At 61.4% G+C, this 21853-nt stretch carries 22 protein-coding genes; 17 read left to right on the top strand and 5 right to left on the bottom strand.

Going from position 1 to position 21853, the window contains the following annotated elements:
* Positions 1-8 precede the first annotated feature (8 nt).
* Positions 9-149 (bottom strand): benenodin family lasso peptide, encoded by a 141-nt coding sequence (locus B0E51_RS19355; protein ID WP_143525977.1) that lies wholly within the window; start codon positions 147-149, stop codon positions 9-11.
* A 236-nt stretch (positions 150-385) separates the two neighbouring features.
* Positions 386-1018 carry a GntR family transcriptional regulator gene (locus B0E51_RS16970; protein WP_174570693.1) on the bottom strand — a complete coding sequence of 211 codons (633 nt, stop codon included), beginning with the start codon at positions 1016-1018 and terminating at the stop codon, positions 386-388.
* Between the two features lie 781 nt (positions 1019-1799).
* Between B0E51_RS16970 and B0E51_RS16965 the strand changes: the two genes are divergently transcribed.
* The 6 genes from B0E51_RS16965 (at position 1800) to B0E51_RS16940 (ending at position 5643) form a co-directional block, all read left to right on the top strand.
* Positions 1800-2372, top strand: coding sequence for an RDD family protein (locus B0E51_RS16965; protein WP_077446064.1), 573 nt, complete (start codon positions 1800-1802; stop codon positions 2370-2372).
* 8 nt (positions 2373-2380) lie between these two features.
* Complete coding sequence (locus B0E51_RS16960; RefSeq protein WP_077446063.1) at positions 2381-2689, top strand: hypothetical protein; 309 nt, start codon at positions 2381-2383, stop codon at positions 2687-2689.
* A gap of 103 nt (positions 2690-2792) precedes the next feature.
* Positions 2793-2996, top strand: coding sequence for a hypothetical protein (locus B0E51_RS16955; protein WP_143525976.1), 204 nt, complete (start codon positions 2793-2795; stop codon positions 2994-2996).
* A gap of 173 nt (positions 2997-3169) precedes the next feature.
* A complete protein-coding gene (locus tag B0E51_RS16950; protein WP_077446061.1) occupies positions 3170-4168 on the top strand; it encodes a hypothetical protein in 999 nt (332 codons plus the stop codon).
* A 137-nt stretch (positions 4169-4305) separates the two neighbouring features.
* On the top strand, positions 4306-4821 hold the full coding sequence (locus tag B0E51_RS16945) for a DUF3016 domain-containing protein (RefSeq protein ID WP_077446060.1): 516 nt from the start codon (positions 4306-4308) through the stop codon (positions 4819-4821).
* Positions 4822-4983: 162 nt separating this feature from the next.
* Positions 4984-5643: a thiopurine S-methyltransferase gene (locus B0E51_RS16940; protein WP_077446059.1), complete on the top strand. Its 660-nt coding sequence runs from the start codon at positions 4984-4986 to the stop codon at positions 5641-5643.
* A 223-nt stretch (positions 5644-5866) separates the two neighbouring features.
* Here B0E51_RS16940 and B0E51_RS16935 read toward each other — a convergent pair whose 3' ends face one another.
* Positions 5867-6514, bottom strand: a complete 648-nt coding sequence (locus tag B0E51_RS16935; RefSeq protein WP_077446058.1) for a hypothetical protein — start codon at positions 6512-6514, stop codon at positions 5867-5869.
* 426 nt (positions 6515-6940) lie between these two features.
* Between B0E51_RS16935 and B0E51_RS16930 the strand changes: the two genes are divergently transcribed.
* The 7 genes from B0E51_RS16930 to B0E51_RS16900 all read left to right on the top strand — a co-directional run bounded on the left by B0E51_RS16930 (position 6941) and on the right by B0E51_RS16900 (position 18240).
* Positions 6941-7537: an OmpH family outer membrane protein gene (locus B0E51_RS16930; protein ID WP_077446057.1), complete on the top strand. Its 597-nt coding sequence runs from the start codon at positions 6941-6943 to the stop codon at positions 7535-7537.
* A 106-nt stretch (positions 7538-7643) separates the two neighbouring features.
* Positions 7644-8033, top strand: a complete 390-nt coding sequence (locus B0E51_RS16925) for a GFA family protein (RefSeq protein ID WP_077446056.1) — start codon at positions 7644-7646, stop codon at positions 8031-8033.
* A gap of 207 nt (positions 8034-8240) precedes the next feature.
* On the top strand, positions 8241-11183 hold the full coding sequence (locus tag B0E51_RS16920; protein WP_077446055.1) for a TonB-dependent receptor: 2943 nt from the start codon (positions 8241-8243) through the stop codon (positions 11181-11183).
* Positions 11184-11396: 213 nt separating this feature from the next.
* The gene (locus B0E51_RS16915; RefSeq protein WP_254424560.1) at positions 11397-13997 is read left to right on the top strand and encodes a glycoside hydrolase family 3 N-terminal domain-containing protein; all 2601 of its coding nucleotides are present in this window, start codon (positions 11397-11399) and stop codon (positions 13995-13997) included.
* 54 nt (positions 13998-14051) lie between these two features.
* Entirely contained in the window at positions 14052-15596 is a 1545-nt protein-coding gene (locus tag B0E51_RS16910) for a glycoside hydrolase family 30 beta sandwich domain-containing protein (RefSeq protein ID WP_077446089.1), read from the top strand.
* Between the two features lie 308 nt (positions 15597-15904).
* Positions 15905-17197 carry an alkaline phosphatase family protein gene (locus tag B0E51_RS16905; RefSeq protein ID WP_217333120.1) on the top strand — a complete coding sequence of 431 codons (1293 nt, stop codon included), beginning with the start codon at positions 15905-15907 and terminating at the stop codon, positions 17195-17197.
* A 101-nt stretch (positions 17198-17298) separates the two neighbouring features.
* A complete protein-coding gene (locus B0E51_RS16900) occupies positions 17299-18240 on the top strand; it encodes a M14 family metallocarboxypeptidase (protein ID WP_077446052.1) in 942 nt (313 codons plus the stop codon).
* Positions 18241-18458: 218 nt separating this feature from the next.
* Here B0E51_RS16900 and B0E51_RS16895 read toward each other — a convergent pair whose 3' ends face one another.
* The gene (locus tag B0E51_RS16895) at positions 18459-19508 is read right to left on the bottom strand and encodes a hypothetical protein (RefSeq protein WP_143525975.1); all 1050 of its coding nucleotides are present in this window, start codon (positions 19506-19508) and stop codon (positions 18459-18461) included.
* Complete coding sequence (locus tag B0E51_RS19350; RefSeq protein WP_143525974.1) at positions 19505-19921, bottom strand: hypothetical protein; 417 nt, start codon at positions 19919-19921, stop codon at positions 19505-19507. Before B0E51_RS19350 ends, B0E51_RS16895 begins: the two co-directional genes overlap by 4 nt.
* Positions 19922-19927: 6 nt before the next feature.
* Here B0E51_RS19350 and B0E51_RS16890 point away from each other — a divergent pair, with 6 nt between their 5' ends.
* The 4 genes from B0E51_RS16890 to B0E51_RS16875 all read left to right on the top strand — a co-directional run bounded on the left by B0E51_RS16890 (position 19928) and on the right by B0E51_RS16875 (position 21852).
* Complete coding sequence (locus B0E51_RS16890; RefSeq protein WP_143525973.1) at positions 19928-20479, top strand: hypothetical protein; 552 nt, start codon at positions 19928-19930, stop codon at positions 20477-20479.
* 101 nt (positions 20480-20580) lie between these two features.
* Entirely contained in the window at positions 20581-21102 is a 522-nt protein-coding gene (locus B0E51_RS16885; RefSeq protein ID WP_077446049.1) for a GNAT family N-acetyltransferase, read from the top strand.
* 199 nt (positions 21103-21301) lie between these two features.
* The gene (locus B0E51_RS16880) at positions 21302-21505 is read left to right on the top strand and encodes a hypothetical protein (protein WP_077446048.1); all 204 of its coding nucleotides are present in this window, start codon (positions 21302-21304) and stop codon (positions 21503-21505) included.
* Between the two features lie 125 nt (positions 21506-21630).
* The gene (locus tag B0E51_RS16875) at positions 21631-21852 is read left to right on the top strand and encodes a TonB-dependent receptor (protein ID WP_077446047.1); all 222 of its coding nucleotides are present in this window, start codon (positions 21631-21633) and stop codon (positions 21850-21852) included.
* Position 21853 lies beyond the last annotated feature (1 nt).

Genomic DNA, 21853 nt, shown 5'->3' with positions numbered 1-21853 from the left:
TCGTGGGTTCAGTTCTCGGAGATTCCCGGCATTACATCGAGCCCGATGGGCTCAATGGTGCCAAAGGGCCCCCGTGTCTCGACGCTGGCGACGCCGAGCTCGATAACGTCTTCCGGCGTTTTGTTGCGGATGTTCTCGTTCGTGTTCATCTCGATCTCCTACGGTGACGTCATGGCAGTCCCATGACGCGAGTAGCGTAGGAGTCGGAAATTTTGATTTTCAAATGATTATTGCGCTGTCATCCGATGATTATTCCGGGAGCGTAATGGTCGTCCCGCCATGCCGGACTCAGCGTCGATGCTTCGACTGACGCGTGCGAGAGAAAGTCTGATCAACTTGCTTCATCGTCGCTTCGCAACTTCAGGATGACCGGAAAACCAGAGGCTTACTGGTGAAGGTAGTCGCTGCCGTCACTCAGCAACGCCACGATGCGCGGGACGAGTCGCTTCCGGCGTTCGTGATAGTCGCGTAGTGCGGACCTCAGGGCCGGCATGTCGTGTGTCTGCCAACGCCGTTTCAGTTCCGAAAGTTCTTCGAAGCTGTGCTTGAGCAATCCTTGCTCGGCCCGACGTATCGGCGCCAGCCGGTCGTTGGCCTGCTTCACGGCATGGTGCAGGGACCTGTGGGCTGTCGCGCGGGCGATCGCGTCGAACAGTTGCCACGTCAGCTTGATCGGATCGTCGTCAGCGGACGCAAGCTCCCGCTGATCTGTCTTCCCGGCTGCCGGCGCTGCGCCGATATCGCATGCCATCAGCAACAGGCGTTCCATCCAATCGTAGAGGTCCCGCATGGCGACTTCGGTGAGCAACGGGACGTGCAGTCCGCCGCGTGCCTGGTCGACGACCAGAGCTTCGCCGACCAGGCGATACAGGGCGAATCGAACTGGCGTGGGGCTGGTTTTGAACTCTGCCGCGAGCGTGGCCGGATCAATCCGCTGTCCGGGTGCGTAGCGCCCTGACCGCAGCGCGCGTTTGACCTGCCCGTACACGAATACACTCTTGGAGTGGATCGCATCCATATGCTGAACTCCATGTCGGCGGATGGTTTCCTGAGTTGGAGGTACAAGGATTTTGTGTCACGCAAAGAATCGGATTTTCGGCGGGAACGGGGCGCCGTCAGCGCAGTTCACGTTGTGGTCGATCGAAATTCACTTCGAGACATGGACGTATCGCGCGGACTCGGGATCCTTCCGCGTCGTTTCTGCCCATGCTTTGAGGGGAGCCCTTCAACGTCGCTCGGGCCGGCGCCAAAGTCCGTGCCCTGCATGTCAGGAACCATGGGTGCGTCTTTCGCCGCGACCGTGCCTGTCCCTAGCACCAACATCAGCTCTACTGCAATCCAAGCCTTCATAAACTCCCTCCCTTGCGCAGAGGCTCGCAATATCTTACGACCAGTTAGCCGGGAAAGGGGGAAAGGTGTGAGAGCCGAATGACACTTACTTAAGCGCCGTCATTCCCGCGAAAGCGGGAATCCATGGTCTTTCACCCTGCCAGCCAATGGATTCCCGCTTTCGCGGGAATGACGAAAAATAAGGTTGGCCGCTTGGCCGCTTGGCCGCTTGGCCGCTTGGCCGCTTGGCCGCTTGGTCGCTTGGTCGCTTAAGTAAGTGCCATTCGTGTGAGAGCCCCAAAGAGGCGGCGTCATCACCGCGTCGATGAGCCGGCGTGGCAACTGCTGAGCCGCTGTCTGCAGCGAAACGCTGTTTGGCTCGCTGGAAGTGGGGCGGCCTTTCCTCTGTCCAACCCCGAAAGGTGGCGGCCTGCGTTACATGGAATACCTCCTCTCTGTCGAGATATCCCATGCAGCGCTTCACGCTGTTTTGCAAACGACTGCTGGCCCTGTTCGTGGACTGCATCGTCCTGACGACCATGAACGCCGTGTTGCAGCCCTTGCTGATGATCGGTTATCTCATCGCCGCATCGCCCGGCCCGGGCGGTGACGTGCGAAATGGCGCGCTCGTGTCGCTGCTGCTGGGCGGACAGCTTGTTCCTGCCTTTGTCTATTTCTGGTTGTTCCATGCCTGCCGCTGGCATGCGACGCCGGGCAAGCTGCTAATGGGCATCGAACTGCGCGAAGCGGACTCGCGACCGCGCACCACCCGCGCCATCGCGAAACGTTCCCTGTATGCGCTGTTGACCCTGTTGTCCGCCGGGCTGGGCTATGTGTGGGCGCTGTTCGATCGTCATGGTCTTGCCCTGCACGATCATCTGGGAGCCAGCGTGGTCGTGCGCCGCAGTGTCGATGCGACCTTCGCGGTTCCTGCCGCATCGCTGGCACCGTCGGCGACGATCCTCATCGTGCTTGCCAGTTATGTGCTGTACGCGGTTGCGGTGATCCCGTGCGCGCTGGTCATCAGTCTGGTGCTGCGATGAGAACTTCCATGGTGACGATAGGCGTCGTTGCGGCGCTGTTTCTGGGCGCGCTTGGCCTGAGGCAATGGGTCATGCGTATCCATCCCGCGATCCGCGCGTTCCAGGCGCACAACGACGGGTATCTTGCGCCGATGAAATGCGGGGCGTTGGTGCAGCTGCCGCCGAATCTCGCGCGCTATCCGGACGGTTCGTCCATCTACTTCGACAACGCCAGCGGAAAGGTAGTCGCACAGTGCGACAATCCCCTGGCCTGGCACTCCCTCAGTCCGGAGAAGCGTGTGCGTTGTCCGCCGGCAGGGTGGACATGCGGTCCATGATGCCGGGAGAACAAATAATCGGTAACCAGGTCACCATTTCGCCGCCGGCGACAATTCGCCCGCACTTGCTTTTCCCCGGTGATGCCGAGGGTAGATGCCCGTCTTGCCGCTGACCACCCGCCGCTGTGTTTCATGCGGCGCCAAGATCGCACCAGTCAACGTTCTGGTTACCGACCAGCGCATCATCATTCTCGACGGCCTGTTCAACCAGCAGGTGCCGGCCTTCGACATGATCGCGGACATGCGCAAGGTTTGTGCGATCACCCGTGAGGCGCCGCAGTCGAACCGGATGCGCGCAGTAGCGTGACGAAAATCCGGATCAGGGCCGCGGCCCGCATCGCGATGACAATCGTCACGACGGTTCACTGACAGCAGGCGCTGTTTCGATTCTCGCCAACAGGCCATTCTGCGCAGGGCCCGCCGGTGCATCGTCAGGCAAGGCGATTACTGCGGCGCGGGTCGATCAGAACAAGGGGACTTATGCGAAACAAGATGTTCGGACGTGCGCGCCATTTTTCTCTGATGCTGGCCGTCGTCTGCAGCGTGGCCGCGAGTGTGGCGATGGTTCATGCGGATACGCCGCCATCGATGGCGGCAGCGGCGCCGCGCAGCACGGCTGCACTGCAGGCGGACGCCCTGTTCTGGCAGACCCTGCACAGTGGCGACTACGCACACATCCAGGCTGCGCTGGAGGCTGAAACGGGTGCGCACCTGCGCGATCCGCGCGACGGCACGACCACGGCCCACGTCGGCTTTCTGCACATCTGGCGTATCTCCGAACGCGCGCGTCAGGCATCGGTGGCGCCCACCGTGACCGACGATGCGGTGCTGGCGCGCAGCTACTTCCAGCGTGCTGCGGATCAGGTGCCGGACGATCCGCGCTACCAGGGTTTTCTGGCCAGCGCGATGCTGGCCGAAGCGAGCATCCAGCATGACCCCGCGTTGCAGCAGCAAGCTGCGCGCACCATGCAGGCAGCGATCAAGGCGTGGCCGGCGTTCAACCTGTTCACCGCAGGCTACGTGATGAGCAGCCTGGATGCGACGAGCCCCGGCTTCCGACAGGCATTGGCGTGGCAGTGGAGCAACCTCGATGTTTGTGCTCGCGAGCCGGTCGACCGCCACCATCCGGACATCGCCCGGCTAGCCGCCCGCATCGAGGCAACGCCCACCAATGCGCGTGATCGGCGCGCTTGCAACGAGAGTGCGATCGCGCCTCACAATCAGGAAGGCTTCTTCCTCAACATGGGCGACATGCTGGTGAAATCGGGCGACTGGCAAACCGCCCGCACCATGTATGCGGCCGCCAAATCCGCCCCCGGCTACGCCAGCTGGCCGTTCCGGCGCGAACTCGAGCAGCGCATCGCCGACGCCCCGGCGAACGTGGCGCGCTTCAACGCCGTGACCCCGCCGGGCAGCACGCCGCCGGCGCGGATGATGCTCAACTCGACGTTCGCCTGCATGGCTTGCCATAAGCACTGAGCAGGTGCAGGGACAAAAAGGAAGTCCGGAGCGGCAAACGTAGCGAAGGGGTGGAGGAAGTTGTGAGGTGGCAGTTTTCTGACCTGCCTTCTGGCCCGGACATATACTGAGCCCTGTTCCGTTCCGGGAGACCTGTCATGAAATCTTCCCCGCTGCTCCGCCTGCTATGCGTCGCCTGCCTGGCCTTCGCCTCGGTCATGGCGAGTGCGGCGGCACCGCCGGACAACGTCAACGTCCACTACAAGGATCCCCAGCACTTCACCGAGGCGAAGCGCGATGTCGGGGTGCACATGATCGACCCCGATGCTTATCTGAAACCGTTCCAGGCCTACATCGCCCAGCGTGCCTCGCGCATCCTGGCACCAGGCCAGCGGCTGGACATCGAGGTGACCGATGTGGATCGTGCCGGCGAATACGAGCCCTGGCGCGGGCCCCGTTTCAACGACGTGCGCATCATCAAGGACATTTATCCGCCGCGTATCGACCTCGACTTCACCCTGTACGGCGCCGATGGCAAGGTGTTGCGCGAGGGTAGCCGCAAGCTGCGAGACCCGGCCTTTCTCAACCACAACATGGCAAGCGATCAGGATCCGCTGCGTTACGAGAAATCCCTGATCGATCTCTGGTTGCGCAAGGGCACCGGGAAGCTCTGAGGATCGGTAGCGGGACGGAGCTTGCTGCATGCCGACCGCTGCTTCCGCAGTAGAGTGTCAGGGACATTTTCTCCTTCATAGCGCGAACAAAACGGTGTCAGGATCACGTCCTGACTCGACGCCATTCGGCTCGCTCGTTCCCACGCCGACAGGAGCCACACCATCGACCCCGAGTTCTGGCATCGGCGCTGGCGCGAAGGCCGCACCGGTTTCCATCAGGACAAGCCGACGCCGCTACTGCTCGAGTACTGGCCGACCCTGGCGCTGGCATCCGGCAGCCAGGTGTTCGTACCGCTGGCCGGCAAGTCGCTCGACCTCGTCTGGCTGGCAGCGCAGGGTCACCGCGTGCTGGGGGTGGAACTGTCGCCGCTGGCGGTCACGCAGTTCTTCGCCGAGCATGGCCTGACGCCGCAGGTGCACGACTCGCGCTACGGTCGCCACTACCGGGCCGGCGACATCGAACTGATCTGCGGCGACGTTTTCGGCCTCGACGCCGACATCCTGGCCGACTGCGCGGCGGTATACGACCGCGCCGCGCTGATCGCACTGCCGCCGTCGCTTCGCCGCCGTTACGTGCGCGAGCTGCATGCGCTACTTCCAGCCGGCTGCCATGGCCTGCTGATCACGCTGGAGTATCCGCAGCATGAAAAACAGGGGCCGCCGTTCGCCGTGCCGGAAACCGAGGTGCGCGATCTGTACGACCGCGACTGGCGCGTGGAAACACTGGAGCGCGGCGACATTCTCGTGCAGCAGCCGGGGTTCGTCGCCGAAGGAGTAAGCGCACTGGAGACGGTGGTGTACCGGCTGTCAAAGCGACAATAAGGTTGTCAGGGACGATTAAGCTCGTCATCCCCGCGAAAGCGGGATCCAGCGCCTCTGACAGCCTGAAGTCACTGGATTCCTGCTTTTGCAGGAATGACGAAAACTGGAGCTTTTCGGCTAAGTAAGTGCCACTCGTGTCAGGGACATTTTCTTCACGCGCGTTGAGTTTGAAGCAGCCAAGCGAGGCAGACGTAACCGCATCGTTCGGCACGACGCCTTGTCTCTAGCGCAGGCCGTACTTCTCCAGCGTCGCCGTGGCCTGCGCGCTGTTCTTGTTCAAGAGCCAGCCACGAAATGCCGGATCTGTCTGGGCATACGAAACCAATCGGTCGTCGTACGAGCCGTCAAAATAAGTCCCTTCCGAATGACCCACGAGATGCTTTTGCGTTATGCGCAAACTCGTCATGATGTCGTTGAGCTCCAATTGCTCTTCGCTGTCCTCCGAGCTTGCAATCAACAGCGCCGGGTCACTGTAATGAGCGCTCAGGAACAGGTTGGTTGAGGTGGCGTCGTAGATCAACCGCATGCCCCCGCCGATGACGTTGTACTCCACGTATCGATAGGTGTTGACCACGTCCACCGGGTACTTGGATTCCAAATTCATGTGAAAGGGTGTGTCGGGGCGCACACCGGCAGCCTTGAACGACTTGATCAGGAACTGCACCACATTCCCGTACGTCGGCGCCTTCGTCTTCAGGATCGACAAATCAATCACCGGGTAGGCGACTCCGGTGATTATCTGGGTCTGGTTGACAAGCCCATACACCTGCCGGTGGATGTGATCCTTCTTCTCGGCGGCTGTCTTGTAATCCTGCTCGTAGGCCGATCGGATGTTTGCGTCGGCGGCCTTTTCCAGGTTCTTGACTGGCATGAAAGTTCCTCCCATGGATAGAAAATCCAAACCCCACTCACGAGGTTATATGGAACACGCTGCCACTGTCGACGTCGATCCGCCTTCAGTCGTACTTCGGTAACAGGGTCAGCCTCACTTGTTCATGGCGCAGCGATGATCGAAGGCTCATGCCATTGCAGCGCCGTGCAATGGCAGTTCGATGGCCGACCGGATAGCGGCGAAGCCCGCAGGGCTTCCAGCACTGCATCGCCGCCTGTATCAGCGCCGGAACCTGACGCTACCGTGATGCGCTGATGTAGCCGGAATCTCCCCTCCCGGAGCCGCAAGGGAGCAATGGCGTTGTTTGTTGTACCCGCGAGATACATCGATTGGGTATGCTGGAAAGCCACGCGGCCCTCGTGGAACCGTTGGGTCGCATGAATTCCACCATACGGGACTGCCATCATGAACCTGCATCGCTCATCGTTCGTCGCCCTCCTGATTGCCGCGGCCGGTCTTTCCGCCCTTCCGGTGTCGTCCGTGCGTGCTGCCGATAACCTCGGGGGCAATGCTGTACCAGGTGTGTGCCTGCTCTCGCGCGAAGCGGTTTTCGCGCAGGCCAAGGTTGGCCAGGCCGCGAGCCAGCGGCTGAGCCAGCTGGCCGACCAGGCGAGCAGCCAGATGGAGAGCCAGCGCAAGCCGCTCGAAGCGGACATCCAGAGCTTCCAGCAGACGTCGCCGTCCTTGAGCGAAGCACAGCGCAAGCAACAGGGGGCGGCCCTGCAGCAGCGCATGCAGGCGTTTCAGACCCAGTCCGGCGAGATAAATCAACGCATCCAGCTGACTCGCGCCAAGGCCATGCAGACTATTGGCCAGGAGGCGGAGCCGATCATCGCCAGCAGCTACACGAGCCATCATTGCGGGCTTTTGCTGAACCGTGACGCGGCGCTCGCCGGCAACATGGCCAACGACCTGAGCGGCGAGGTTGTCCAGGGCCTGGACCGCAAGATCACCACCATCAGCTTCAACCTGGAGCCGTTGCCGAGTGGTAACGGAAAATAAGCGGAGACCGAGGCGGTGGCAAAAGCGCCAGTTGCCACCGTCCTGTTTCGTGAGAACGGAGTAGCCCAGCTTTACTTGTCTTGAATCCATGCCACGGGAGGCAACGATGATCGAAGGCTCATGCCACTGTGGTGCGGTGCGCTGGCAGTTCGACGGCCAGCCCGATGGAGCCACGGCCTGCAACTGCACGATCTGTCGCCGTTATGGCGCGCTCTGGGCCTACGACTACGTGGACGAAGGAATTCGCGTCGCGGGGCATACGCAGGCCTATGTCCGTGGCAAGGCGATCGAGTTCCACTTCTGTCCGGCCTGCGGTTGCGTCGTTTGTTGGCGCGGCCTTGAGACGGACGCGGCGGGGCGTCGCCGCACCGCCGTCAACCTCCGGTTGGCCGAACCCGAAGCCGTCGCGCAAATTCCCATCGACCATTTCGATGGACTGGACACGTTCGATGACCTGCCACGCGACCGCCGCTGTGTCGCTGATTACTGGTTCTGAGGCGCACCCGGGCACAGGACACCCGAAGAGGCCAGGTTCACTGAAAGGGCACGGCGTGCTTCGGTTTCGTTAGAGGGGCATCGGCTTTCGCAGCACTGGTCGCAACATATTGCGACCAGTGCATGATGACACGACACATCGTATGAACTTAGCATGGGCTCCGGCCGCCGCAGGCGGAGCCGCAAGTGGGTTCTCAGGGAGATACGAATGAACCGTCGTTGTCCGTCGTGGGCGTTGGTCGCGCATTCCACCTCGCAGCATCTGCGTCCGCTGGCCGCTGCATGCACTGCCGCATTGTTCTTCGTCATGGCAACCAGCGTGGCTTCAGCGCAGGACGCGTCGGGCCAGGCTCAGTCGAGCCCGGCTCAAGCACAACCCGCGGCTGCCGAACCGGCTCCGGCCAAACCAGGCGTGAAGACACCGCCGGCAATCAGCAAGAAGCCCGCATCCCCCGTAGCTGAACTCAGTACGGTCGTGGTGACTGGCATCAGCAGCAGTATCCAGAACGCGATAAAGGTGAAGGAGAGCTCCAACGACATCGTTGAAGCCATCTCGGCCGAGGACATTGGCAAGCTGCCGGATGTCAGCATTGCCGACAGCCTGGCGCGGTTGCCAGGTCTGGCGACGCAGCGAGTCGATGGCCAGGCCAGCGCCATCTCGATCCGTGGTCTGTCACCCGACTTCGCCGGCACCACGCTCGATGGACGGGAGCAGGCGACCATCGGCGAGAATCGTGGCGTCGAATACGATCAGTACCCCGCCGAGTTGATCAATGGCGCGACGGTGTACAAGACGCCGGACGCCAGCCTGGTGGGCCAGGGTCTGTCCGGCACGGTGGATCTGCACACCATCAATCCGCTGGATCTGCCCAAGCGCACCCTGGTGTTCAATCTGCGCGGCGAGCACAACAGCGACGGCAACCTCAATCCCGGTACCGGCACGGGAGATAACGGACATCGTGCGAGCTTCTCGTATGTCGATCAGTTCTTCGACCACACGCTGGGCCTCGCCATCGGCCTCGCGCAAGTCGATCAGCCGATCCAGGAGAAGCAATACCAGGCCTGGTGGTGGAGCGCCGACAACGGCTCGGCGGGTATTGAGCAGAATTGGGGCGGACCGCATACGCCGGGCATGCCCGACAATGTGATTTCGCAGGAAGGCATGCAGTTGCGCGCGCAGTCGCAGGATCAGAAGCGCAATGGCCTGATGACCGTGCTCGAATGGGCGCCCGATGAGCATTACTACTCCAAGCTCGACCTGTACTACTCCACCTTCAACAAGAAGAAATTCACCAACGGCGCGCAGTGGTCCAGCAGCCCCTACGACAACATTTCCTACGACGACGTGGCGACCTCGCCCGGGCAACCGTTGCCCATCGTCACCTCGGGCACGGTGAACGGCATCGCGCCGATCCTGCAGAACGAATACACCAAGGAACACGACAAGCTGTATTCGATCGGCTGGAACAACAAGTTCTACTTCGGCGACTGGACCGGCATGGCCGACCTGTCGTCCTCCAGCGCCACGGTGAAGTTGCACGATGCTTACCTGTTCAGCGGCCTGTCCGGTGGCGCCTTCACCAGCGCCGGGTTCAACACGCCGGCCGGTTACGGCTATCCGGATTTCACGCCGGGCGTCGACCTGAGCAGCCCCACTTCCGTGGTCTTTACCGATCCGGACAACTACGGCTACAACGGTCGTGAGGAGTTCGACCGCCAGACCGACAGGATCCACGCCTTGCGCCTGCAGGCGAGCCATCCGATGGGATGGATTTTCAGCAGCATGGATCTCGGCCTGGACTATTCGGATCGCACGAAGACCAAGCAGGCCGATGTCAATTTAGCGTGGCTGGACGGCAACGGCTCCACGGATGGCACCTACCAGAACCACTACAGCACGCCGGTCAATCCGGCGTTGCTCTACAACCCGTCATCGCTGGGCTATGGCGGGATCCCGGGCATTCTCAATTACGACGTGCTGGGCGCCATGTACAGCCAGTTTTACCTGACTCCGGAAAACACGCAGGGGGACTGGAGTCGCAACTACACGGTCGAAGAGAAGGTTCCGCTCGCCTACGCCAAGTTCAACATTGACACGACGCTGGCCGGCATCCCGCTGCGCGGCAATGTCGGCGTGCAGTTCGTGCATACCGATCAATCGTCCAATGCACTGCAGACCGATGGCAATACGCTCGTCGGCAGGATTGCCGCCGGTGCGTCGTACAACAACGTGCTGCCAAGCCTGAACCTGGTGGCCCACCTTGGCGATCGCCAATACCTGCGCTTCGGCCTGGCCAAGACCATGGCGCGCGGGCGCATCGATGACGAGAAGGTTTCCACTTCCGCCAGCGTGGCGAAGGTCACCGATGGTCCGGCAGCGGGACAGGTGCTCTGGTCCGGCAGTGGCGGCAATCCCCAGTTGCGGCCTTACGTCGCGGTCGGTACCGACGTGTCGTGGGAGAAGTATTTCGGGGAGGCGAGTTACGTGGGTGTCGCGGCGTTCCACAAGAACCTGCTGAACTACATCTACAACCAGACCGTCCTCAACTACGACTTTTCGCATTACACCAACGACACGCCGACGCTGATTCCCACCAGCAACATCGGCTCATTCACCACACCGGAAAACGGCACCGGCGGCAAGATGGACGGCCTGGAGCTGTCCGGCTCGCTGGAGGGCGGATTGCTGGCGCATGCGCTGGAAGGGTTTGGCGTGCAGGCCAACTATTCGTTGACCAACAGCTCCATTCCGACCAGCTCCATTTCGGCGATTCCCGGCAGCCCCAGCACGCTGCCCGGCCTGTCGCGGCAGGTGGCGAACCTGACGTTGTTCTATGAACGCTACGGGTTCTCCGTGCGTGTGGCCGAACGCTATCGCTCGTCGTTTACCGGCGAGGCCGTGGCCCTGTTCGATCAGCTCGGCTACACCAAGATCCTGGCCAACCGCCAGACCGATCTGCAGCTGGGCTATGCCTTCTCCGGCGGCCGCCTGGACGGGCTGTCGATCCTGTTGCAGGTCAACAACCTGAGCAACACGGCGGATTCGACGGTGCAGGTCGCCACGCTCCCCAACAATGTCCCTCTTACCCGTCCGCTGGAATACGACACCTGGGGGCGCACCGTGCTGCTTGGTTTCAACTATAAGCTGTAACCGGCAAGGCGCCGCATCATCGCGGCGCCTTTGCTCGCCCGGTGCGACTTCAGGCGTGCGTTTCACATCCCGGCTGGCCTGTGCCGCAGCAGCCGTGCGCTACCGAAGTGCGGTGTGCTGCAGAAATGTGATATCGGTGCAGTCCGCATGCTTCGGTGGAAACCACACGCCTGTAAAGTGTCAGGCGAATGCTCCGGACAAGCGAGGCTCCCCATGATGCGTACCCGATGGTTGTGGTTGATGTGCGCTGTGCTGACGACGGTCAACGGAGGGGACGTCGTGCGCGCAGCTGACACGGCGACGAAAGACGCCGGATCTTCGGCGGCACCGTCCTCCAGCGAGCGCATACCGGCGCCGACGCACTATGTGGACTGGCCGGCGATCCAGAGCCGGCTGCCAGCCGATCCCGCACTGGAAGCGCGCGTGCGGAAAATCGTGGCGAGCATGAGTCTCGCCCAGAAAATCGGTCAGATGACGCAGGCCGAGATCAAGTCGATCACACCGGCCGAGGTGACGAAATTTTATATTGGCTCGGTACTCAATGGCGGCGGCTCCTGGCCGGGTGGAAACAAGCACGCCGGGATCGCGGATTGGCTGGCGCTGTCCGATCGTTATTACGATGCGTCGATGGCGACCGACGCGGCGGTCAAGGTACCGATCATCTGGGGCATCGATGCCGTGCATGGGGACAACAATGTCTTCGGAGCCACGATGTTCCCGCATAACATCGGGCTGGGTGCGGCGCACGATCCGGCCTTGATCGAAGACATCGGCGCGGCCACCGCCAGCGCGGTACGCGCCACCGGCGTCGAATGGGCGTTCGCACCGACACTCGCCGTTGCCCAGAATGCCCGCTGGGGGCGCAGCTACGAAAGTTTTTCCACCGAGGGCTCGCTGGTGCGCGCCTATGCGCGTGCCTATGTAACCGGACTGCAGGGCGGCTTTGGCGACCACAACGTGATGGCGACGGCCAAGCATTTTATCGGCGACGGCGCGACCCATAACGGAACGGATCAGGGCGAGGCCAGGGTCAGCCAGAGCGACATGATCAACGTGCACGGATCGGGTTACTTCGGCGCGATCGAGGCCGGGGTGCAGAGCGTGATGGCGTCCTACAACAGCTGGAATGATGTGGACACAGGCATCAACTACGGAAAAATGTCGGGCGCGCATGCCTTGTTGACGGATGCGTTGAAGGACAAGATGGGCTTCCAGGGCTTTGTCGTTTCCGACTGGAATGCCATCGGCCAGTTGCCGGGATGCACCAACGCCAGTTGCCCGCAGGCGATCAATGCCGGCATCGACATGGTGATGGTGCCCGATGACTGGAAGGCTTTCATCGCAAACACCACCCATCAGGTCGAGGACGGCGAGATCCCGATGGCGCGCATCGATGACGCCGTCAGCCGGATCGTTCGCGCCAAATTGCGCATGGGGTTGTTTGGCACGCGACCCTCGCAACGCGCAGGGGCTGGCGACGCCGGTTCATTGCAGAGCCGCGAGCTGGCGCGACGAGCCGTTCGCGAATCGCTGGTCCTGTTGAAGAACAATCATGACGTGTTGCCGTTGAAGCCGGGCAGGAAAATTCTGGTGGTGGGGAAGAGTGCCGACAGCCTGCCCAACCAGACCGGTGGCTGGTCGCTGACCTGGCAGGGTACGGGCAACAGCAATGCCGATTTCCCCCATGGCGAGACGATTCTGGCGGGGTTGCGCCAGGCCGATGGCGCGGCGAATGTCACTTACAGTGAAACGGCGCAGGGCATCGACCTCAAGTCCTTCGATGTCATCGTTGCGGTGATTGGCGAGACGCCGTACGCGGAGACCTTGGGCGACATCATGCCGTCGGCCACGTTGCGGCATAGTGATCGCTATCCGGAGGACCTGGCCGTCTTGCAGACGGTGGCCAAGGGCCACAAGCCGGTGGTGACCGTGTTCGTGGCGGGACGTCCGCTTTACGTCAACAATCTGCTCAATCTCTCCGACGCGTTCGTGGCTGCATGGTTGCCCGGGACCGAAGGCGCTGGTGTGGCAGACGTGTTGTTTGCAGACCATTCCTACAATTTCAGCGGAACACTCGCCATGCCGTGGCCGGGCGTCTCCTGTCCCGATGCGAGCAGCGGTGCCAAGGCGACGCGCTGGCTCTTCGCGCCCGGCTACGGGCTGCGCTACCCAAGCAAGCATGAGCTGACCGCGCTGGCCACCGATCCCGGTGTCGATGCCTGTGCCAATGCATCGGTGCTGTCGGTGTTTCACACGCTTGCCGTGCCACCGTTCTCGCTCTACCTGGCCGATGCGAACCTAGAGCAACCTGCGCATGACATCGGTTCCGATCTGAACGCCGTCATCGAGTGGCCGGCAAGCAAGCCGGTGCTGCGTTTACGCACGGTGCAAGTCAACACCCAGCAGGATGCCAAGTCCGTCACCTGGCTCGGCGCCGGCCGATTCTTTGCGCAGAGTCCGCAACCAAGGAACCTGATGTCGCTGGTATCCACTCATGCGGCCTTGCAGTTCGATGTGGTGATAGCCACGCCGGGCAAAGGGCCGGTGAAGGTATACATGGGGTGTGGCGACCACTGCACGACAAGTGTCGACCTTGCACACACCTTCGCTGCCTATGCGAACGGCAGCCGCCACACCGTGTCGATTCCACTGGAATGCTTCATCAAGAACGGTATCGACCTCTCGCACATTGATGTCCCGTTCGGTGTGCTGGCATCGCCGCCGTTTTCTGCCGCTTTTGCCGACGTAAAAATCAGTGCGGGTATGATGGATCGACGCGCAGACTTGTCCTGCGCAAGCCTGGGAGCTCCCTGAGCGTGGGATTGCCGCAAGTGAACTGCAATGTCGGCGATTGGGTTTGTGCGCGCTATGGATGAGCGCAAATATGTGCCCAGCTGGGTGGCCATTGCGTCCATCACGTTGATTACCCTGCTTGCACTGGCTTCCCTTTATGCGCCGCGCTTCAGGCATCCCAGGGTGGTGCCCAAAGTTACCCCGACGATGCATCCGATCATGCCCACGGTCAGTCTGTGGCTGAGTACAGAGGATCGCCGACTGCGTCTGGCGCAGCAGCCCGACATCGAGATGAGCGCCCGCGAGTCGGTACCCGCCGATGTGGTCATCGACATCAGCAAGAAATATCAAGCCATCGTCGGCTTCGGTGCAGCGTTGACAGACTCGTCGGCGTGGCTGCTTCAGAACAAGCTGAATGGGGTGCAGCGCAGTGCGCTCATGCTCGAAATGTTTGGGCCGCCACCCAACCTCAATCTGAACATGATGCGCCTGACCATCGGCGCCTCGGATTTCTCGCAGCAGCAGTACACCCTGGACGATCTTCCCTTCGGTCAGGTCGATCCGCCCTTGCAGCATTTCAATGTCGTCGCCAATTTGCACGACCTCATACCGACCGTACGCGAAGCCCTGTCCGTCAACCCACAGTTGCGCATCATCGCGTCGTCATGGAGCGCACCGGCGTGGATGAAGGACAGCGAAAACCTGATTGGCGGGGCGTTGCTGCCGCAGTACGAAAGCACGTTCGCGGACTATCTCGTCAAGTACCTCGACGCCTATCGCGGCTACGGCATCCCCATCTTCGCCTTGACCTTGCAGAATGAGCCGGGCTTCATACCCGTGACCTACCCGGGCATGGATTTACCTGCGGCTACCCGGGCGCGCATCATCGCGCAGTATCTCGGCCCGGCGTTGGCAAGTCGCAACGCAAAGACGCGCATTCTCGGGTGGGATCACAACTGGGACCAGCCGGAGCAGCCCTTGAGTGTGTTGGCCGACCCCGAGGCGGCGCGCTATATCGATGGCGTTGCCTGGCACTGCTACAGCGGCAGCCCGCATGCGCAGAGCAAGGTACATCATGCGTATCCCACGAAAGACACCTACATCACGGAATGTTCGGGGGGTGACTGGGCGTCAAGCGCAAACGGCGAGTTGCTCTGGTTTACGCGCGACCTGCTGCTCGCCGGGATCAGGCAGTGGGCGCGCGGTGTCGTGTACTGGAACCTGGCACTCGATGAGCAACATGGTCCGCATCTTGGTGGGTGTGACGCCTGCAAGGGCGTGGTCACGATTGACTCACACACAGGTGAGGTGAGTCGCAACGATGAGTACTACGCGTTCGCCCACTTCAGCCGATTCGTCTTGCCCGGTGCCTTCCGGGTGGGGTCCACCGAGACAGGCAAGGGTATCGACAATGTGGCATTCCAGAATGTTGCTGACGGATCGATCGTGTTGGTGATGGTGAACAGCAATACGAGTACGCGGCGCGTCTCCGTGGCGCTGGGCCAAACCGGTTTCCAATATACGTTGCCACCGCAGAGCGTGGCGACTTTCGTATGGAGCCCGGATCAGGCACATGCGTGGGTACGACGAGTTCTCGGCTGGTTTAAAAGCGCCCGTTAAGACATGGTCTGAACAAGTCTTTGCTCGTCATCCCAGCGAAAGCTGGGATCCAGTGCCGTTGCAGACACTGAAGACGCTAGATTCCAGCTCTCGCTGGAATGACGAGTTATTCAGACTATCCCTAACGAGTGGGACGATCGGCGAGCGTAACGTGATTGAGTGATACGGTGTTCCGACAGGCACCTTTTCTCTATCGAAGGGATCGCATGATGTGCTCAAGCTCCAGTTTGCTTCGAAACGTCGTTGCCACGGCGATGCTCTTCACAGGCAACGTCTCGCTTCCGCTTTACGCACAGGTGGTGCCCGCCGTGCAGAGACCGAAGGTCGTGGTGATCAGTCTGGACGCCTTCGGTGCCGCCAGTCTGCATGAGCCGGAGCTGCCTGCGCCGACGCTGCAGGCGTTGATGCAGCGTGGCGCCTATGCGGCTGCCATGCAGTCGATCAATCCCACCATCACCTGGCCAAACCACACCGCCATGATCACCGGTGACGACGCGGGCCTGCATCACCTGCTGGTCAACGGACTCATCGTCAATCAGCGTGCCGCTACGCCACCCAGGATCGAGATGTGGGTACCGAAGTCGCGGCTGGTCGCCGTCCCTACCGTGTACGACGCCGCGCACCAGGCGGGTCTCACCACGGCGCAGGTGGACTGGGTCGCCATCGAAGACACACCGAGCATCGACTGGCAATTCGCCGAGCGCCCCGATCCCGACGGTGTCATCGAACAGGATCTCGTGCGGCAGGGCATCATCACCCATGATCAGCTCGTGCATTTCGGCGCGCCATCCCAGGCCTGGCGTGATCGCATGTATACCCGCGCGGCGATCGACATCATCCAGAAGCATCACCCCGACCTGCTGTTGCTGCATCTGCTGGCGCTAGACAGCATCGAGCACGAGACGGGTTTCGGTAACGACTCGGGGCGCAACACGATTGCCTTCCTCGATGATCGCGTAAAGGATGTGATCGACGCGGTGCGCGCCGCCGGTGACTTCGACCGCACCACCTTCATCATCGTCTCCGACCACGGTCAGCGAAGCGTGCACCAGCTCTTGCACCCTAATGTCCTGCTCAAGCAGGCTGGCCTGCAGGCCGCCTCGGCGAACCAGCCCAGCTATTGCATTGTTGACGGAGGTTTCGCCCTGGTCTTCCAGCAGCACGCCACGGAGGCTTCGACCAGGCAGTTGAAATCGCTGTTCGCGGGGAAGCCCGGCATCCGCTCGGTACTGGCTCCTACCGAGGCAGCGAAGCTAGGCTGGCCGACGCCTACGCAGAGCGATCAGGCACCTGATCTGTTGCTCTACGCAGCCGACGGCTACGCTTTCCGTCAAGGCGACACCGGCGACTATGTGACACCGACCAAGGAGCTCGGCGACCACGGCTACCCCAACTCGGATCCCCTCATGCAGGGCATCTTCATTGCGGCGGGCTTCGGCATACGGCCCAAGGGTGAAATCCCGGCCTTCCTCAATGTCGACATCGCACCAACGATCGCGCAGCTTCTGCACATTTCCCTCGGTACGATCCAGGGCAAGCCGCCGACGGACATTCTGAAATCACCTGGTCGCGTGGCCGAAAGGCAGGTCCCACGCCAGTGAAGCTTATGGCTTTGGAGGGCAGACGCGTCGCGGCTGCCGACATATCAACCGATGCTAAAGTGTTTCGCCTCTCCTGATGCCACAACGAAGCGAGTAACGCGATGACGACCCTAGACTCCTATCCCATCGGCACACCCGGACGTCCCTGGGGCGAAGCGGAAGTGGCGACATGGCGATCGCAGCAGACCGTCAAGCGCGGCTACGCAGCAGATGTGCTGAGTGTGATCGAGACCTTGCGCGCACGCTTCGACGTGTCGGAGTACGGCAGCCTGAATTACCATTCCAAGAGCTATCCACTGTTCGCGATCAAGAGCCGCGATTGGCGCGATGAACTGCCCATCGTGCTGGTGACGGGCGGCGTGCATGGTTATGAAACCAGCGGTGTACATGGCGCATTGCAGTTCGTCGATCAGCATGCAGCAAGCTATGCAGGTCGGGCCAACCTGATCGTTGCACCATGCGTAAGCCCCTGGGCCTACGAGCGGATTCATCGCTGGAACGCGGATGCGCTCGACCCGAACCGTTCGTTTCGTGAGAACAGCCCGGCGCAGGAGTCGGCGGCACTCATGCGCCTGGTGGCGCCGTTCCGCGATCGTGTGCTGGTGCATATCGATCTGCATGAAACCACTAATAGCGATGAGACCGAGTTTCGCCCGGCGCTGGCCGCCCGCGATGGCGTCGCTTACGAACCGGGTGAAATCCCCGACGGTTTCTATCTGGTCGACGACAGCGAGCATCCGCAGCCTGAGTTCCAGAAGGCGGTAATCGCAGCGGTGGCAAAGGTCACCCACATTGCCCCGGCCGATCGCCATGGCGAAATCATCGGTTCGCCCGTGGTCGCACCGGGTGTCATCGAGTATCCGCTCAAGCAGCTTGGTCTCTGCGCCGGCATCACCAGCGCACCCTACAAGACCACCACCGAGGTTTATCCTGACAGCCCCCGCGCCACAGCCGAACAATGCAACGCCGCGCAGGTGGCGGCGGTGTGCGCGGCGATCGATTTCGCCTTGACGCAGCGTGCAGGGGCTGCCATCGAGCGGTAGAGAAGCATGGGCGCGTGAGCTGGCCACCAAAGCGAAGGAACGGCAATGATTATTTAAAATCATTGCCGCTGCAGCAGGAGGTCGCGTACTCCGCGCTCGGGGATATGGTTGCAATGGCGGCCTACACCGGCTCGCTCAAGTCCCGACGACAGGCATCCACGCGAAAATCAAGCAAAGGGGGCGGCAGGCAGTCCGCCCCTGCTTTTCTTGCCGTACGCCTAATAGCTATCGTGATCCGCACGCACGATGGCGATGCCGTTGGTTGTGGTGCTGTTGATGGTCGTCAGCCCTTTCAGGGTAAAGCTGCCATCCTCGTCGACGTTGAAAATGGAGACATGCGAGACGCTGCCGTTGGCGTCGATCACGGCGGCAAGATCCTTGCGGTAAGTGATGTCGGTCGGGTTGCCATTGAAGCTTGCAACCACCGCCGCGTCCTGGATGATTTTTTCGCCGTAGACGGCATAGCGCGACACCGACTTGCTCGGTGAATTCGAGGAGAACAGGAAGGGCCCGTCCAGCGTGACCCAGCACGGTGCGGATTGGGTACCCGAACCGGTCACGGTCAGCACTGCGTTGTTTCGCACCAGGCTGATCTCGTTGGCGTGGGCAATCGTCACATAGGCGTCATTGCCGCGCGTGGCCAGGCCGAACGGCGCATTGACGTTGGCGGGGATGTTGGCAACCTGCGTGGTCGAGCCGATCACCGCACCTTGTCCATCCAGGCTGACCGTTTCGATCGCATTGCTTTTCTCGCTGATGACCAGTTGACCCCGCAGCGCTCCCACTTGCGCGGCGGAACCATCGCCGATGACCAGCTTCGCTTCGCCATCGGCGGTCGATTCCACGCCGTAGCGATTGATCCGGTGCGATTCGATGTACGACGCGGTCAGGATGTACAAGTGGTCGTTGCCGAACGCGACGCTGACGGGATTGGTGAGGGCCGGAACGAGCTTCTCGTAGCGCAGGCTGGTGTGAGCAGGGTCCTTGCCGAATATCGACACGTTGCCCGAACCGAAATTGACCACGGCGAGCCGTTCGCTATTCTGCGCGATGCCGCCGGCGTTGCCACTGACGCCTCCCGCACCACCGGTGGGAAGCTGTTCGAGCAAGGTACCTGCCATGCTGTAGATCATCAGCTGGTTGTGCGTCGTATTCGATGCGGTCACGATCAGTGCCTGACCGTCCCTTGATGGTGAAGTGCCCTGGGCAGCCACGGCGCCGGCAATCATCAGCGAAAGCAAACCCATGCCACGGACTGTTCTTTTCATGTGCGTATCCTCGACGGTAACGATTCGGAATGACGACCGGTGAGAGTCGTCGTGCAGTACATCCAGCCGACCGGGATGGCGTCGGTACTGTGTTCATTCGTCGGGATGCGGAGAAAGTTACGCGGTGTTGGTGATTTCGTCGAAGCACGATACTGCCGGCTTGATTTAAGCTGGCTACTCGTCGTCTTGCGATTGGAGGGGGCATGTTCGGACTGTTCCGCAGAGGGACTTTGCTGGGTGACGAACTCACCGAGTGGCAGTTTGACGTTTTTGCATGGTTGCTCAGGCATGCCGGTGGCTTCGATGCGTTCAGGCATCGCCGCCTGGTCCAGCCGACGCCGCAGTTTTTCGAGCGACAGGGTGCGCAGGGTCACGCGTTTGCCGAGACGATCTTCGCGCAGGTACGCGCACATGCCGGCATGGCGGACTGGCCGTGCACGCTGCACGTGCAGGAAGACGATCCCAACCCGCTGGTCGCTCCGACGTTGCTGATTCAGGGCACGCCGTCTTCGCCGGGTGGAACCTTTCGGGCCACCGAGGAGGGGGCGCTGATCACCTACCATCCAGACAAAATCAGCGAGCCGATGTCATTGATCGCCACGTTCGCGCATGAGCTGGCCCACTACCGCACGGCGAGCTTCCCCGAACCACCACCGGGCGGCTGGGATGTATGGGAACCAGCCACCGATCTGGCGGCTGTGTTCCTCGGTTTCGGTCTCTTTCTCGCCAATTCGCGGTTTCATTTTGCGCAGCACTCCGACGGGCAGACGATGGGCTGGCGAGCGCAGTGGCAGGGTTATCTGTCCGAGCCAGAGATCCTGCACATGCATGCGATTTTCGCGACGCTGCTGGAGCTGCCGATGGCCGAGACGCTCACGCATCTCAAGCCGGCTCTTCGAGGAACCTATAAACGTCTGCACAAGGATGTGGGGCGGGCGGCCAGTGAGCTGGACAAGCTGCGAGCCATATAGTTGCGAGCGACTGCCGGATCGGAGAAAAGCAAAGGTCAGGGTGCACTTTCTGCGAATCCCGTACACACTCGCCTCTCGTCCGATTCCAGAATGTTCACCCGATGCTTCGAGATGCCACGCCAGCCGACTTCCCTGCGATCCTCGATCTCAACGAGGCTTTTGTGGCCGTGCTTAGTCCGCTCGACGGCGCACGTCTGGCACGGCTGCATGCCCGGGCGGCACTGCATCGCGTGATCGAGCAGGACGGCCGGATCGAGGCGTTCCTGCTGGTGTTCCGCGAAGGGGCCGACTACGACAGTCCGAACTACCGGTGGTTTTCGCAACGGTATGCGCGATTTCTATATGTGGATCGCATCGTGGTTGCCGAGGATACGCAAGCACGCGGCGCCGGGAGTCGGCTTTACCGCGAGGTGTATGCGCTGGCATTGCGTGATGGCGTGCCATTGATCACTTGCGAGTTCGATATCGAGCCAGCCAACCTCGCATCCGAACGATTCCACACCCGGCTGGGGTTCTGCGAGGTGGGTCGCCGGCAGCTCGATGGGGTCAGCAAGACCGTTTCGATGCAGGCGCTCGATGTCGCTGCGGGCAACACGGCACTGGGAAAGATCGACGTCGGCTGATGTTTCATTTCCACGGACGCACGGCATCGTCTGTCCGCTTGTCCGGCATCGCGTTGCCGGCTGTCCGCGGACAGCCAAGCGAAACAGTTCATGTCCCGATCTTCTAAGAAAAATCAATGATTTATGGCGTGCTAATGGGTTGGCATGGCGGTTGCTACATAGACAGCACAGGGCACTTTGCCAATCACGGAGACACGTCATGAAATTCGAATCACTGATCCTGGCTGCACTGTTCGTTGCCTGCTTCGGCGTTTGCGCACTGGTCATGGGCGCCATGCTGAAAACCACACCGACCTCGGTGCAGCTGGCCAGCACGAGCAAGACGGCTGCTGTCGCTCTGGTCGCGCCGGCGAGCTGCAGCTTGCCCGCCGATGCTGCGGCCTGCCCACTCGCCAACGGTTGATATCGTTCGACGCCGCGTGGCCACGCCGATCGAAACCAAGGTTCGGAGCGCCGTTTGCGGGGCAGGCGCTATTGCCTCGGCAAAGGCCTATGCTGCCAAGGCGATTACGCCAAGAGTTTTCAGTCATGGCCAATGTCTCCGGCAAGACCAGCAATGGATGTACCTACGAAGGTGATTACCACCCGGCGAGTGCTGGACGTGTGCATTGGTCGGCGACCTTCCGCCACAACGGTGACTACGCTGGCATGCGGCATGGCTGCGTCCACGACATGCTTGGCGTTGATACGGCAAGCGTCGATGATGCGGTCAAGCTCGACATCGAGTCGACCTGGACGCAGGCCACCTGAT

Source organism: Rhodanobacter sp. C05 (assembly GCF_002001165.1).
Classification (GTDB): domain Bacteria; phylum Pseudomonadota; class Gammaproteobacteria; order Xanthomonadales; family Rhodanobacteraceae; genus Rhodanobacter.
This window is presented reverse-complemented; position numbering and strand designations above follow the sequence as displayed.